Genomic DNA, 14,828 nt, shown 5'->3' with positions numbered 1-14,828 from the left:
CACTTGGTTAGTTAGAAGCCGCTTGAACGTTAATTAACCCTTTTCCGTAATAGAATGAGTCACCAAGCGGTGTCGCTGTGTTTTCTAAGCGCTGGCGAACCTGTGAATTTGTTAGGTTCGGGTTTTTAGAAAGAATAAGCGCTGCTGCTCCTGCTACATGAGGAGACGCCATAGATGTTCCAGTATAAGAAGTGTATCCACTGCTTGGCACTGTACTTAAAATAGAAGTACCAGGTGCAGAAACATCTAATTCAGGACCTGCGCTAGAAGATGAGTTTCTGACATTGTTACTGTTTACATTGGCAACAGCAATTGTAGAATCGTATTTTGCTGGATAGCCAACGGTGCTAGTAGAGCCAAATGAACCTGAATTTCCTGCTGCGGCAACGACAACTACTCCGCGGTTGTTTGCTGTATCAACGGCATTTTTAAGTGCTGTTGAACCGCTTGCTCCTCCTAAGCTCATATTGATGACATCCATGTTATTGGCAACAGCCCATTCAATACCGCTAATAATCCAGCTGTATTGTCCGTCGCCATTACGGTCTAATACTTTCACAGCATATAGGGAAGCGCTTGGAGCGACCCCAAGAACACCAATTGTGTTATCAAGGGCAGCAATGGTTCCAGCTACGTGAGTTCCATGTGATTGAAAGTCTTGGGTGGCATTTGGCTCTGAAGGGACGAAGCTCGCACCGCCTGCAACATTTAAGTCAGGGTGTGCAGCGTGGATTCCAGTATCAAGGACAGCTACTTTGACATTAGCACCTTTATAACCTTGAGCGTGTACAGCTGGAGCTTTGATTTGAGGGATTCCATAAGGGACGGTTTGTGCATATGCTTCTGCTTTATGGTCTTCTTCTACGTAAGCAATGCTAGGGTCATGTTCAAGTTTTTTGGCGGCTTGTTCGGACATTTTCACTTGTGCAGCATTAATGAGGCGGTATTGTTTTTCTAGTTTTCCACCATTTTGAACGACAGCTTGTTTCTTAGAGCTGTTTGTGGTGGCAGAGGCTTTAAAACCAACAATATAGCTTTTTTCACTATCTGTTTTGGAGACCGTCTCGGCATTTGCCATGGATCCTCCAAACCCTGCTGAAAACAGAAGAGGGACAGCCAATAAAACACTTGTCATCACATTTTTCTTTTTCACGCACATTCCACATCCCTTTTTTCTTATTTCAGAATAATCATCCGTAGTCTATAAGAATGAACCGTTTGATTATTCTGTATATTCAGTTTAAGGGAAGTAGGCAAATAAGAGTAGACCCGAATTTTTGTGAAAGTCCTAGCGAAAATTGGGGAATTAAGTCACTTGGAACTGGTGGTAAAATATGTTTATTCTATCATTTCAGCGATAATCTATTAAAAAGGGAGTGTGCTTTTTTTCTCATGATCCATTTCCGGTTAAATATTCGATACCCGAAAAGCCATAAAATAGGTAGAATCGTCTAGCATCTATTTCGAATTTCGATATAAAAAAATATTATTTTATCATTGTTTTTGTCATAAAAAAGAACCTGCTCAGATAACAGGCTCTTTAAGAAGGGGCGGATTGAGTTAAATGGCTGACCACGTTGTAATCACGGACCTTCCATTTACCATCTGACCATTCCACATAATTTAAGCAAGCATTAACAAGTCTCGTGTTCTGTAGACCCATATGTTCATCAGCCAAAGTGGTGAGTAAAGCATGGATAGCAGCTCCGTGAGCCACGATCAGGACATGTTGATCTGGATAGGCGGCTCTGACTTTCTCAATACCTTCTAGCATTCGGTTTTGAATCGTCTCAATTGGTTCCATATTTGGATACTGTTTATCTGGAAACAGCTTCTGACGCTCCTCAAACGACATGCCTTCAGCGTCACCATAATCTCGTTCTATAAAATCATCCATGATGACAAGTGGGGCATGGACATGATTTAAAATCAAGTGTGCCGTTTCTTTTGCCCTTGTTAGTGGACTGGAAATGACAACATCCCAATGGACATCCTTTAAGTAAAGTCCAGTTTGTTCAGCCTGCCATTTACCTGTATCGTTTAAAGGGATATCTGTTCGTCCTTGAATTCGTTTCGCTGCATTCCAATCTGTTTCCCCGTGTCTGACTAGGCAAATTGTTGTCAATCAAATCCCGCCTTTTCTATCTTTTCTTCTATTATACTAAAGCAGAAGAAAAAAGACTGTATTAGCGATTTGTCAGGCTTGTTAAGGATTCGACGGAGCTTGCGACTTGAGACACCGTTTGTTTGACTTCCTTCAATTCGTTAAGGAAGGTCTGAAGGTCAATTTCAATTTTTCCGTTTTGGTTTTTGCTTAAGTTCATGCTGCTGACGATATCATCAAAGAGTGAATTGATTTGTGTCATTTTTTCTTTACTGTCTGTCACAAGTAAATTCACGTCTGCAATGTGCTGAGACACAATGGCGATTTGTGAATTGGTATTGTTGACGAGTTCAGATACAGTTGAAACCGTTTTCTTTGTGTCCTCAGATAATTTGCGCACCTCGTTTGCAACGACAGCAAAGCCTTTTCCATGTTCTCCTGCTCGTGCAGATTCGATTGAGGCATTTAAAGATAACAAGTTTGTCTGCTCTGCAATGCCTGTGACAATCCCAAAGATTTGTTCAATTTGTTTGGCGATTTCCTCAAGGCGCTTAATTTCTGTTTCAATCTTCGTCATGCTGCCATCAATTTGGTTCATTTGTGTTTGCTGAATTTCTAATTCTTTTTTACCGCCGATTGATTTTTCTTCGACCTGTGCTGAAATTTGTGTTCCAGCTTGTGACATGTCCGCCATCTCATCCGATTTTGAGACAAGCTTGTCGACTGCACTTGTTGTGTTTGAGAAGAGCGAAGCAAGCGAATTTGAAGTCTCTGTGATTTTTGTATGAAGCTCCTGCTGCTGCTCTTCTGCTTCATCACGAATTTTAGAATATTCATTTTGGAATGTATCTAGGACTAACTGCTGTTCTAAATTTAAAATTTTCGTCGTCGCTTTGACCGCTGTCTGATATTCTTTGAAATCTTGGATATGATTAGCGAATAAATCCATAATGGATAGCAGAAGGTCTTGGAATGCTGCCATATACCATTTAGGCTGGAGTCCAATCCGTAAATGAACTTGCGCAATTTTAATGCGTTTTGCCACATAGGCTTCGTCAATCACACCTGCAAACATTTCGCTAATATGAATGCGGAGTGTTTTTTTCAAACGATCGACAGAACTATTGTCTTGAATGATATGCATCAAGGAAGACTCGACTTCTAAATTTTTATAAAACTTATCAACAATATGTGCAATATCATCCTGAACAATTGGATTGAGCTGCTTTAATATCAATAGGTCATGCTGCGTCAGGTCAATCATTTTGATTTGTTTGGCGATGTCCGTATTGTTCGAGAAGTTGATTCGTTTTATCCCATCATCCTGCTGTGTGAAAAAAGCAGTGTTTTTTCTTTTCGGTTCTTTTTTAAATAACAATGTGTTTGTCCCCCCATAATCATCAAAAATATCAGACTTTATGTTTTTTATCGGATAATATTGGATTTTTTAAAGGGGGGACGAGTGAAATTTCACTGTTCTTTATATGACCTTTTTAGTGGTTTTTTAGCAGGGCCTTCTACTACTTCTCCAGTAATGGAAAAACGTGAACCGTGACACGGGCAATCCCAAGTGCGGTCACTATTATTCCAAGCCACTTCACAGCCTAGGTGAGTACACGTTGTATCGACTAGAAAGACATTCCCATCCTCTGATTTATAGGCCCCGCACTTTTTATGTTCATACGAGATAATGCCGCCCTCGCCTGGTTTTAAATCATCGATTGTTTGATCAGTTCGTTTGAATTTACCACTGATCAGCTTGGCAGCGACATTGGCATTTTCTTTAACGAAATCTTTGACGAAAGAGTCAGTAACAGGTCTTGATGGCGTAAAGATTGATTCATATGGATTCGATTTTCCTTCAATTAAATCACCGATAAGAGTGGCTGCGACGTGGCTTGTGGTCATGCCCCATTTTCTAAAGCCGGTTGCTACAAAGATATTCTGGTGGTGTTTGGTCAGGCGGCCAATGTAAGGGATTTGATCCATTGTGACCATATCGTGTGTCGACCAGCGATACAGCACTTCTTCTATTCCAAGGGTGGCGTCTCCAAACGTTTCTAGTCCTTCATAGTGAGCGGATTCATCTCCGCCTTGTCCAGTTTTATGGCCTTCTCCTCCGATGAGGACTACTTCTTCACCGTGCCAATCTGCTGTTCTTAAAGAGTGAGCAGGCTGGTCAATTCCTAGGTACATTCCGTCTGGGAGTGGTTTGGTTGTTCTAGCTGCTACGACATAGGATTGCTCTGGATGAATTCGGGTGAAATAAAGTCCTTTTCCATCATAAAAAGGAAAGTGTGAGCATGAAATGACATAGCGCCCTGTCAGATGATGTCCGCTTTTTGTGACGACAGCAGGGCGGTTCCCTTCTTTTACATCAACAGCGGTTGTTTGTTCAAAGATACGTACACCTCGCTCTAGGAGCTTGTCGATTAGTGCATTGAGATAATGAAGGGGATGAAACTGTGCCTGCTTGGTCATCGCAAGGGCTGCTTTGATGTCAGCGTCAAAAGGAAGCTTTGTTTTCCATTCCCGGTCAATACCAAGCTGTTTGTAGGCATCTAATTCCTTCTTTAACTTTTTTACACCGCTTTCTTCCTTTGTATAAAGGTAAGCATCTTTTATCTCTAGCTGACAATCGATGTCGTGCTCTTTGATACGAGCTTGAATGAGGTCTTTTGCTTTCTCATTTGCTTCTACATACAAACGTGCTTTTGGCATCCCAATTTGTTGAATCAGCTCATAATAGTAGACATCATGCTGTGAGGTGATTTTAGCCGTTGTGTGTCCGGTCGTGCCTTGCAGCAATTGTTCGGCATCAATGATGATTACATCTAATCCTCGCTCTGTCATTTCAAACGCCGCAGCGATACCGGTAATACCGCCGCCGACAATGATCACATCTGTTGTGAGATCTTCACTGACAGCAGGAAAAGAATGTTTCTGACTGTCCGCCAGCCATAATGATTTTGCCTGTTCCATTCCTTTATGTTCTTGTTCCATGTTGTCGCCTCCATTGACTTGTTGTGTATAATTTTTCCACAATGCTGAAAATCATACATCTGAAAGGAAACAGGGGTGCCATACATAAAAAAGCCGCCAGCACATAAAAATAAACAAGATAAAAGGAAGGAGTGGACTAACGTGTCAACAAAGCAGCCGAAGAAAACATTGCCACCTCAGCACCAAAATGAACGTCCGGGTCTTGAATATAAAATGAACCCTAGACCTGTCTTTGATCGTGAGGTACAGGATAAAAAGTTAGCAGGAAAAACAGCCATTGTGACAGGTGGAGACAGCGGGATTGGAAGAGCAGTTTCTGTTTTATTTGCGAAAGAAGGTGCCAATGTCGCCATTGTTTACTTAAGTGAACATCGTGACGCCGAGGAGACGAAGGACTATATTGAGAAAGCGGGAGGCCGTGTCATTCTAATTGCAGGTGATTTAGGGGATGAGGCTTTTTCGAATGAGGTCGTCAAAAAAACAAAAGATGCCTTCGGTTCCATTGATATTTTGGTGAATAACGCCGGGGAACAGCATCCGCAAAAAAGCATTGAGCAAATTACCTCGCATCAGCTTCTTCGGACATTTCAAACGAATATTTTTGCCATGTTTTATTTAACAAAGGCTGTTCTTCCTCATTTAAAAAAAGGAAGCAGTATCATTAATACAGCATCTGTCACCGCCTATAAAGGGCATGAAACATTGATCGATTATTCATCCACAAAAGGGGCGGTCGTAACCTTTACGAGATCATTATCTTTATCGCTCATTAAACAAGGGATTAGAGTGAATGGAGTAGCTCCTGGCCCTATTTGGACACCGCTGATTCCCTCAACCTTTACGGAAAAAGAAGTCTCTGAATTTGGCGGAGATGTCCCAATGGAACGTCCTGGTGAGCCAGTAGAGCTTGCGCCAAGTTATTTATTTTTAGCGAGCGAAGACTCATCTTATATGAATGGACAAATGCTGCATGTGAATGGCGGGACCATTTTAAATGGATAAACAAAAAACTTGCGGTAAAGAGACGAGTTGATGTCTCTCTGCCGCAAGTAAAATCATCATGATTGATGTAAGCAGTGTTCTGCATATTGAGCTGACAGGTCATTGAATCGCTTTTCATCACGCTGATCCAGTGCCTTATCAATCTCTTCTCTTAAGAAGGTTAAGCGCTGTTTATAAAGCGCCTCATCTAAAACCATTTGAATATAGATGTCTAAAATGGTGACGCCGTTTTCTTCGGTTTTTTGGGTGTTGCGGGACTTCATGAGCTCAGCGTACGTTTTTTTCTCTTTCATAAAGAATCCCCCCGATGCCTTTTTTATAGTATATGGATTGGCGGAGAAAAAATCAACAAGAATTTATAATTTTTAGACAATTTATTTTTGAGCAGAATCGACACCTCTTGTCCAATCGACAGGATGTGATATATCTTTAAAAATGGCTTTTCGATAGATCGAATGGACTAAAAAATATGATAAAAAGATGATTTTTAATAAATTTTGAAAAAATCCTGTCGTTTCTTATATGTTGGTGATAGATTAATAGTATCTTAAATAACCAAATATTAACACAGGAGGAAATGAAGTGTCAGGAATTAGTGAAACACCTTTAGATTCATACGTCATTAATCAAACAACAATGGCGGTCCTTCCAGTTGAAGAAGGAAAAAGAGTATATTCAAAAGTCATAGAAAGAGAGACAAGCTTTTACGTTGAATTAAAGCCCCTGCAAATTATTGAACGCAGCTGCAGATTCTTCGGCTCAAGCTATGCAGGCAGAAAGGCGGGAACATACGAAGTAACAGGAATTTCTCACAAGCCTCCATTTGAAATATAAACCCTTGATATATAAGGGTTTATAGGCGGTTTCCCTGTTTTTTGATGCCGTATTGATGCCGAAACATTTTTAAACAGTTCTCATGAGGTCTCCAAACATCTTTGAAGCCTCTTTTTTTCTGTCACTGGTAATGTGTAAATAAACTAATCTGGTTGTTTTATCTTCGGTATGTCCTAAGCGAGCCATAATCCTGTGAAGATCTACGCCTGCTTCTGCGAGAAGTGAAGTGTGAGTGTGTCTGAGAGAATGAGGAGTTAATTTTTTCTGAATACCTGACTTTTTCAATACTGAATTGAAACGGTTCTCAATAGTTTTAACAAATGGCGGATAACCATAATATTTTGTTCTCTTCATTCTACCAAAAATAAAGTTGCCATCAAACCATTCATTTTTAATTGCAATCTTAACTGCATTTTGATTAGCCTTGTGTTTTTTTAATACTGCAATTACTTCAGGTTCAATGTCAATGACTCTAACGGAACCTTTTGTTTTTGGAGTTAAAATTTCAAATTCCTTGGTATTGTCACGATCATTAAAATATGTTTTTGTGATACTAATGCTGTTATTCTCAAAGTCCACATCACTCCATTTAAGTGCAGCTAATTCGCCGACCCTTATGCCTGTCCATGCCAACAAGAAAAACATTGTATAGTATTCATGATCAAAGTTCTTATTTGCTATATCAAGAAAAGTCTTAAGCTCGTATTTTTCAAAATATTTATCTTCAATTGATTGTTTTTCTAAATCCTCAACAGTTTTAATGTCTTTAGGTTTTTGAGCGTATTCAGTGGGGTCATCTAAAACGATTTTTTGTTGTTTAGCTCTTCTGAAAATCAATCTAGCTACAGCATGTATATTGCTAATATTTCCTTCTGACAAACCATCTTCATCTTTTAATTTCACTAACATTTTTTGGTAATCCTTATCGGAAATATCTTTAACTTTTTTATTTCCTAAATGCTTATTTAAGTACCTGATTTCTTTCCTTCTAGTTCGTAAAGTGCTGTTTTTAACTCCAGACAGCTTGTATACTGAGTGCCATTCTTCGCAAAGCTCTTTGAAAGTTATTTTGTTCTTCATATCGAGTTTAACTTTACCAAGAATATACTCCATTTCAGCAGCAGCTTGCTTGGCATCTTTTTCTCTCAAAAAACCACGCTTTGGTATCCTTTGTCTTTTACCGGTTTTTGGGTCAATGCCATTTTCAATGACATACATCCATCGGATGCCTTTTTTAGTTTCATACTTTTGAATACTTGCCATGTTAAAATCCTCCTCAATTAATTTGTTTTAAAGTATTCTCATATAAAGCAAAAGCAAAGCTTTTTCTTCTAAACATTTCTAAGCGGGTAGCAGCAAAAGAATAAGTCACATTAAAGGTGTCTCCAATTAGCTTTATCGCTTCAGATTGCAAAGAAGGCAGGTTCAATTTTTGCAGCATAAAGGAGGGCACACAGAAATGATACATAAAACTATTAGCCTGATATTCTTGTAATTCTCGAAAGAGCTTATGCATATCGAACTGATTTCCGTAGTGCTTCATCACATGACATAATTCGTGACCAAACTCTTCCCATTGTTGTTTTTTGTTTAAACGTTTATCAATGACCATGCTGTAAGAACCATTAACGCAAATAACAAAACTAGTCCTTTTTTCAAAATGAAGCCATATTCTTAAAGAAGCTGCTATACGTTCCATATCAATTGCCTCTGGTGTAAACATATTTAATTTTGTGTAAATTTTCTTCACTTCTTCTTCCAAATGTGATAGTCCTTTCAATTAAAACACCCCTAAAATAAGAATATATGTTCTGTTTTTGTTTTAAAAGAAAAGCCTTTATCAGGCTAATCCTTAATTTTATAAGATTCATTGAATGTGTCTGGAACTGCTAGCTTTGACTGATCTTTATAAACAAAATAAATTCGGGGATCTTCAGCAATACCGCCGCCTTTAATTCTATTTTTAATATCTGATCCAGTTTCATTAACCCAAGATTCCTTTTCAGATAATGGCATAGTTTTGAAGGAATCTGAAACAAATGCATAAACATTGTCCCAACTGTTTGTCATAGGTTCGATTTTTATTAATTGGCCATTACTGTTATCTATATATTTTTGCAAGCGATCTATAGTATTAGTCACTAATTCTTTATCATTTTCTTTTTGTTGTTTCTTATTAGTAGCCTGCTTCTTATTGAATTCTTCAGCTTCAGCAGCTTCTTTATCTCTATTTTCTTTTTCAGTAGCTTCTTTTTTTAGTTTAGCTGCTTCAACGGCTAGACGATCTTGTTTTGCGCTTGGAAGGTTGTACGCAACGATGGGTACAACAATTAGTAATATTGTTATTAAGTATATTGCTGTTGCAATGGCCATCTTTAATTTGTTTTGAGAGCGAAACCCTAGAATTTTATTTTGCCACTTTCTCTTTTTGGAAATCATCTTAATATTATGTTTCTCGAGCTGCGAGTAAAAAGGTTTGTCTTCTGTAATTTTTAAAGTGACTTCTTTTTCTCCTAACAATGAAAATTCTGTACTAAGAGCAAATTTATCTATCTCTACCTCAGAAAATTGGTTCCAGTTATAAGAAACCATATTGCTAACCGCTTCATCCTTTAATAAAAAGATATCAAAACCAGTATCATATACAGATATTAGAACAATATCCAGCATGCCATAACCTTTAACACTGCCGCTTGTTAAACTTCCTTTTTTAAGCCCATGATGGCCAATATATTCTTCGATAATTTGAGTGTGATTCTTTTTCTTCTTTTCACTCATCTGTAAAACACCCCTTTTATCGCTGTAATTTTTACAGTTGAGCAGGCATTCAATTGTAGACTTTGCTGTAAAAATTACAGTTGAATAGCTGTTCAACTGAAGATATTACTGTAAAAATTACAGCAGAACCTTCAGCATTAATTAAATAAAACTAAACAAAGAAATATAAACAAAAGAATAATTAATGTATTAGTTTAGTCTTTTGGTTTACGACCCTTCATCTTTTCCTTCTGTTTTATGTAATTAATAAAATTGATTGTTTCTTGTCTAGCTTCTTCGGAAAAATCAGAAGCGTCTTTGAAAGCAATCTGTAATTCAGGATCGTTTAAATCATATTCAACTTGTTCCGAGGAAATGTTTTCGGTTCTGCCAAGTAGATAATCAGTAGTTGTATTTAATGCATCGGCCAAATCTTTCAGCATTTCATTAGATGGCGTACTATGGCCGTTTTCATAATTGCTTATAGTTCCTTTTGTTGTTTTAACACGTTTAGCTAGCTCTTCTTGTGTTAATCCTTTATTCTTTCTGACACTCTTTAATCGTTTAGAGAGCATGACAGTATCCTCCAATTTAAAAGTACAAGTTTATTGTACTATAAAGAAAAGATTATTAAACAAAAGTATAAGAAATTCATACTTTTATGTTGACATACAAGATTCTTATACTTATAATCAAAGTAACAAGTACAAGAATCTTATACAAAGGTGGTGAGCAAGATGAAAAACCTCAAATTGGTTCAAGCTAGAAAAGCTAAAGGCTTAACGCAGGAAGAGCTTGCTTTTAAACTCAATTGTAAGAAATCAACTATTTCTAATTGGGAGAATGGTTACTCTAAACCTAAAATGGATGATGCGTTTAAAGTCAGTGAAATTTTAGGTACGGATATAAAGGCTCTTTTTTTTAATCAAAAAGAACAAGATTCTCATACAAATACAGCGTAGGAGGTTATGACATGCCACAGACAGTTATCACTTTTGACGAAATGACAGCAACAGTGTTTCAGGATCAAATGCAAAAGCTGTTTCAGGCAGCTTATGAAAAAGGCGTTGAAGACGGAATGAATAAAAACTCGTACCCGCCTTTACTGACAAACCAGCATTTACAAGAAATCTTTTCAGCTTCAAGAAGCCCTGTATGGAAAATCACATCAAGGCCGGACTTTCCAAAATTCAATGAAATTAGTGGTCGTTATCCAAGAGACCTAGTGTTTCGATGGATTGAACAAAATTCCTCATACATTCAGGAGGTAACAGCATGAACAACCCACAGTTATTCAAAAATGAAATGTTTGAAGTATCAGCAAAAATCGAAGGTCATCTAATCATTTTTGATGCTGAACAAGTTGCGAAATCTCTAGGGTTTGTCCAAGAGAAAAATAACAAACAGTACATTCGATGGGAGCGAGTGAATGAATACCTTCCGAAAAATTCCCCAGAAGTGGGGAGAGGTGATTTCATTCCTGAACCACTTGTGTACAAGCTGGCGTTTAAAGCATCTAACGAAGTTGCAGAACAATTTCAAGACTGGCTGGCAATTGAAGTCATCCCTTCAATTAGAAAGAATGGTCACTTTGGTGTTCCTAAACCTTTAACCGAAAGAGAGCAGAGAATTGAGTCTCTTAAACTCTTATTAGAAACATCACAGCGACAAGACGAGATGTCTAAGAAATTAACCATTCATGAAAAGAAAATCCTTGAATTGAACACCAAAGTGGATGAGCAGATCACACTTGATCATGGTGAACAAAGACGGATTCAAAAAGCCGTTGCTTCTAGGGTTTACAGTTTTACAGAAGATGGATCAGAGCGTAAGCGGCTTTTCAGCGAACTGCATCGAGAAATTAAAGATCGTTTCGCCGTATCCAGCTATAAGGATTTAAAGAGAAAAGATATGCAAGTAGCTGTGAATTACATTGTTAACTGGGTTCCACGCAGGGTTTCCTAGATCCTGCCTGTCCCTTCATTAATATTTTAGCACCACAAAAAGTATAAAGCAGGAGGCGAACATATGGCGAACAGCCCTTATAACGTAGCGAACCTATGCAAGATGATGCATAAGAAGCGTCTTGAGATAGGAATTTCACAAATAGCAATGGGAAAACTTTTAGGGAGGAATCAGAAATATGTCTCAAACATTGAAAATGGCCTTGCCCCTATTTCCCCTGAAATTTGTATCCGTTGGTTTGAGATATGCGGTGCCTATGAACATATTGACCTTGTTCATTTCATTTTCAAGCTTCACCCAATGGCAGCCGCGCCAATTGATCCCGCCTTAAATGATAGTGCTCATAAAGCCCTTATCAATCTAGTGCAAGAAATGAAAGACGCACAAAAGGCTATCGGTGATCTTGCGGAATGGTTGAACAATACCCGCCCGGGAAAACACGGGGAGCTTCCAATGCAGGCTATCAAGCAAATATACGACCTGACACAAGCAAACAAAACGCTGATGTACTCAATGTCGAGGGAGTTTGGACTAAAAATTCAAGACCTAACAGAAAAATGGTCAAAAAAAGCCATTGTCGCAGAGGTGGCAATGCACAAAAGACAGGATAGGGAGGCTGTACTAGCATGAGCATGATTGAAAAACAGTTTTTAAGTGATGACGTTTCGAGAGCAAAGACGAAAATTGATTGTGTGAAAGAGCTTTTATATCTTGCTCATCAAGAACTGAAAGACGGAAATTACGAAGAAGTTGCAAGTCTAGCTGGAAGCATTAGAAATATCAGCGAGGATCTTGTACGGATGAATAACAAGGGGCTTCTAATTAAAACGGCTGCGGAAATACAGAAAAAACATGGCGTGCGGCTTGAGCTTGTTACACGCACTGAAAGGACTGAAATCATTGAATATTGAGCATCCGATGGTAACGCAGATTAATAGCTTTGGTTATCCAAAAGACTACTGGAAGGACGAAGCAGAGCGCGATGGCTACGAAGAGGAAGACGATGAAGACAAATAAAAAAACCCGCTTGGTATAGCGAGTTTTAAGGTGTACTGCTTCTGATTGGTTACGGACAGTATACCAAATCTTTAACAAAAATTCAATGGAGGTATACACGATGTCAAAATTTCAAATCAGCTTTGACCACAGAAGAGAAGCGCAAGAGCGTTTAGAGCAAGCAGGCGGTTGGATCGATTACAAAAAAGGTTTACCGGTCTTCTGTTTCCCGAATGCTCAAGCAAAACAAAAATACATTCAATTGGGGCAGGCGGCATATCGCCAAAAGGTGGGGATGTAGTATGCAAGCAAAGGTCCTTATCTCAACCGAGAAGATGACAGAAGAGCAATGGCTTGAGGCTAGACGTGCTGGTATAGGCGGTTCAGATGCCGCCGCCATTGCTGGTATGAGCAGATGGAAGTCACCTGTTTCAGTTTACTTGGATAAATTGGGTCAGTCACCAAAGGAAGATGAAGCGGGAGAAGCCGCATACTGGGGGCATGTACTCGAAGAAGTGGTAGCAAGAGAGTTTAGCAACCGCACGGGAAAGAAGGTCCGGCGAAGAAAGGCCATTCTTCAACATCCTTTATATCCTTTCATGCTTGCAAACGTTGATAGATTAATTGTTGGTGAAAATGTGGGGCTTGAATGTAAAACGGCATCTGAATACTTGAAAGAAGAATGGACAGGGGAAGAGATTCCAGATGCTTATCTGATCCAGTGCCAGCATTACATGGCTGTGACGGGTTATAAAGCATGGTGGATCGCTGTTCTGATCGGCGGAAACAAGTTCATTTATAAAAAAGTCGATCGTGACGAGGAATTGATAGGTTACTTAATTCAGATTGAAAAAGATTTTTGGGAGAATCACGTTCAAAAGCAAGAGCCGCCAATGTTTGACGGTTCAGATTCATCAACAGAATTGCTTAATCACATGTACCCCATTGGAATTGACGAAGAAACAAGCCTGCCTTTAAAAGCGGATGAAATCATAGTCCGACTAAAAAGCGCAAAAGAAGAAAAGAAAGAAATTGATGAACGAATTAAAGCGGATGAAAACCAACTCAAATCCATGCTAGGCGAAAACGAAATCGGTCTTGCTACTAAACATCGGGTGACTTGGAAGACCATTCAAACAAACCGCTTTGATACAAAGAAGTTCGCCAGTGAACATCCTGAATTATTTGAGGAATTCAGCGAAACGAAGCCGCAGAGAAGATTTTATGTAAAGGAGAGCGTAGACAATGGCTAAAAACGAAGATATTCGGAATCAGCTGGCAAACAAAGCAGCAAATAATGTCCAGCAGCAGGAGGAGAAACCCAAAACAATTGCTGACTACCTAGCTTCAATGCAGCCGGAATTACAAAAGGCGTTGCCTGAACACATGACACCTGAAAGACTCACAAGAATCGCTCTAACGACAATCAGAAGTAACCCGCAATTACAACAATGTTCACCCGCTTCATTGTTGGGGGCTGTCATGCAGTCTGCACAACTAGGATTAGAACCTGGATTAATAGGTCATTGCTATTTTGTTCCTTTCAACAAAAAGATCAAGGGGCAAAATGGTGAGAAGGATAAGTGGACGAAAGAAGTTCAGTTCATCATCGGATATAAGGGCATGATCGACCTTGCTAGACGTTCTGGTCATATAGAAAGTATCTATTCTCATGTGGTTTATGAAAAGGATCAATTCGAGTATGAACTAGGGTTAAATCCAAAGTTAGTTCATAAGCCAGCAACAGGGCATAGAGGTGAAATGACTCATGTATATGCAGTTGCTCATTTTAAAGATGGTGGCTATCAATTCGAGGTTTTCAGCAAAGAAGATGTTGAATCTGTTCGTTTACGAAGCAAGTCAAAAGACAGTGGTCCGTGGCAAACAGATTATGAAGAAATGGCGAAAAAAACTGTCATTCGCCGCATGTGGAAGTACCTTCCTATCAGTATTGAAATTCAGCAGTTCGCAGCGCAAGACGAAACGGTACGAAAAGATATTACTCAAGAAGCAAAATCGGTTTATGACGAGGAAGTCCTTGATATGCCGTACAGTGTAGAACCAACTTTAGAAAGCCCGAATACGGAGCAAGCGGATGAAAACCGAAGCCCATTTGATTAAGGTTCCTATTCCTTTTTGTTACACATGGATGGTCAAAGGCACTTCC

At 39.0% G+C, this 14,828-nt stretch carries 18 protein-coding genes and 2 pseudogenes; 10 read left to right on the top strand and 10 right to left on the bottom strand.

The genetic code is table 11. From position 1 onward, the window contains the following. Positions 1–7: 7 nt before the first annotated feature. From BAE31_RS01490 to BAE31_RS01475, 5 genes and pseudogenes are all read right to left on the bottom strand, one after another. Positions 8–1,153, bottom strand: coding sequence for a serine alkaline protease SapB (locus tag BAE31_RS01490; protein WP_076839295.1), 1,146 nt, complete (start codon positions 1,151–1,153; stop codon positions 8–10). Between the two features lie 387 nt (positions 1,154–1,540). Continuing rightward, positions 1,541–2,125, bottom strand: coding sequence for a histidine phosphatase family protein (locus BAE31_RS01485; RefSeq protein ID WP_024426547.1), 585 nt, complete (start codon positions 2,123–2,125; stop codon positions 1,541–1,543). 61 nt (positions 2,126–2,186) lie between these two features. Continuing rightward, complete coding sequence (locus tag BAE31_RS20110; RefSeq protein ID WP_394336034.1) at positions 2,187–2,702, bottom strand: methyl-accepting chemotaxis protein; 516 nt, start codon at positions 2,700–2,702, stop codon at positions 2,187–2,189. A gap of 240 nt (positions 2,703–2,942) precedes the next feature. Continuing rightward, a pseudogene (locus BAE31_RS20105) lies at positions 2,943–3,482 on the bottom strand (protoglobin family protein); the annotation flags it as partial. A 92-nt stretch (positions 3,483–3,574) separates the two neighbouring features. Then, positions 3,575–5,107, bottom strand: a complete 1,533-nt coding sequence (locus BAE31_RS01475) for an FAD-dependent oxidoreductase (protein ID WP_076839280.1) — start codon at positions 5,105–5,107, stop codon at positions 3,575–3,577. Positions 5,108–5,248: 141 nt separating this feature from the next. On the opposite strand from BAE31_RS01475, the gene BAE31_RS01470 reads away from it, so the two are divergent. Further along, positions 5,249–6,109 carry an SDR family oxidoreductase gene (locus BAE31_RS01470; RefSeq protein ID WP_024425480.1) on the top strand — a complete coding sequence of 287 codons (861 nt, stop codon included), beginning with the start codon at positions 5,249–5,251 and terminating at the stop codon, positions 6,107–6,109. A gap of 56 nt (positions 6,110–6,165) precedes the next feature. Here BAE31_RS01470 and BAE31_RS01465 read toward each other — a convergent pair whose 3' ends face one another. Beyond that, on the bottom strand, positions 6,166–6,402 hold the full coding sequence (locus BAE31_RS01465; RefSeq protein WP_008348804.1) for an IDEAL domain-containing protein: 237 nt from the start codon (positions 6,400–6,402) through the stop codon (positions 6,166–6,168). A 289-nt stretch (positions 6,403–6,691) separates the two neighbouring features. Between BAE31_RS01465 and BAE31_RS01460 the strand changes: the two are divergent. Then, positions 6,692–6,940: pseudogene (locus BAE31_RS01460) on the top strand (competence protein ComK); the annotation flags it as partial. 72 nt (positions 6,941–7,012) lie between these two features. Here the strand turns inward: BAE31_RS01460 and BAE31_RS01455 are convergent. The 4 genes from BAE31_RS01455 to BAE31_RS01440 all read right to left on the bottom strand — a co-directional run bounded on the left by BAE31_RS01455 (position 7,013) and on the right by BAE31_RS01440 (position 10,275). Then, complete coding sequence (locus BAE31_RS01455) at positions 7,013–8,206, bottom strand: site-specific integrase (RefSeq protein WP_076839277.1); 1,194 nt, start codon at positions 8,204–8,206, stop codon at positions 7,013–7,015. Positions 8,207–8,219: 13 nt separating this feature from the next. Further along, positions 8,220–8,723: an ImmA/IrrE family metallo-endopeptidase gene (locus BAE31_RS01450; protein WP_076839275.1), complete on the bottom strand. Its 504-nt coding sequence runs from the start codon at positions 8,721–8,723 to the stop codon at positions 8,220–8,222. 65 nt (positions 8,724–8,788) lie between these two features. Continuing rightward, positions 8,789–9,721 (bottom strand): hypothetical protein, encoded by a 933-nt coding sequence (locus BAE31_RS01445; protein ID WP_076839274.1) that lies wholly within the window; start codon positions 9,719–9,721, stop codon positions 8,789–8,791. Positions 9,722–9,915: 194 nt separating this feature from the next. Beyond that, positions 9,916–10,275, bottom strand: a complete 360-nt coding sequence (locus BAE31_RS01440; protein WP_076839273.1) for a helix-turn-helix domain-containing protein — start codon at positions 10,273–10,275, stop codon at positions 9,916–9,918. 162 nt (positions 10,276–10,437) lie between these two features. On the opposite strand from BAE31_RS01440, the gene BAE31_RS01435 reads away from it, so the two are divergent. From BAE31_RS01435 to recT, 8 genes are all read left to right on the top strand, one after another. Then, a complete protein-coding gene (locus BAE31_RS01435) occupies positions 10,438–10,662 on the top strand; it encodes a helix-turn-helix domain-containing protein (protein WP_076839272.1) in 225 nt (74 codons plus the stop codon). Between the two features lie 11 nt (positions 10,663–10,673). Then, positions 10,674–10,979, top strand: a complete 306-nt coding sequence (locus BAE31_RS01430) for a hypothetical protein (RefSeq protein ID WP_008348790.1) — start codon at positions 10,674–10,676, stop codon at positions 10,977–10,979. Next, a complete protein-coding gene (locus tag BAE31_RS01425; protein ID WP_083703960.1) occupies positions 10,976–11,665 on the top strand; it encodes an ORF6C domain-containing protein in 690 nt (229 codons plus the stop codon). The genes BAE31_RS01430 and BAE31_RS01425 overlap by 4 nt, the downstream gene beginning before the upstream one ends. 63 nt (positions 11,666–11,728) lie before the next feature. Continuing rightward, entirely contained in the window at positions 11,729–12,295 is a 567-nt protein-coding gene (locus BAE31_RS01420) for a helix-turn-helix domain-containing protein (protein ID WP_076839270.1), read from the top strand. Continuing rightward, positions 12,292–12,576: a YqaH family protein gene (locus BAE31_RS01415; protein WP_237727709.1), complete on the top strand. Its 285-nt coding sequence runs from the start codon at positions 12,292–12,294 to the stop codon at positions 12,574–12,576. Before BAE31_RS01420 ends, BAE31_RS01415 begins: the two co-directional genes overlap by 4 nt. A gap of 206 nt (positions 12,577–12,782) precedes the next feature. Continuing rightward, entirely contained in the window at positions 12,783–12,962 is a 180-nt protein-coding gene (locus BAE31_RS01410) for a hypothetical protein (RefSeq protein ID WP_076839268.1), read from the top strand. 1 nt (position 12,963) lies between these two features. Then, positions 12,964–13,914: a YqaJ viral recombinase family nuclease gene (locus BAE31_RS01405; RefSeq protein WP_076839267.1), complete on the top strand. Its 951-nt coding sequence runs from the start codon at positions 12,964–12,966 to the stop codon at positions 13,912–13,914. Then, positions 13,907–14,782: a recombination protein RecT gene (gene recT, locus BAE31_RS01400; RefSeq protein WP_076839265.1), complete on the top strand. Its 876-nt coding sequence runs from the start codon at positions 13,907–13,909 to the stop codon at positions 14,780–14,782. Before BAE31_RS01405 ends, recT begins: the two co-directional genes overlap by 8 nt. Positions 14,783–14,828 lie beyond the last annotated feature (46 nt).

The organism is Bacillus sp. I-2, from assembly GCF_001974945.1.
GTDB classification, from domain to species: Bacteria; Bacillota; Bacilli; order Bacillales; family Bacillaceae; genus Bacillus; species Bacillus safensis.
Note: the sequence above shows the minus strand (reverse complement) of the source record. Positions and strands in the feature narration are given on the sequence as shown.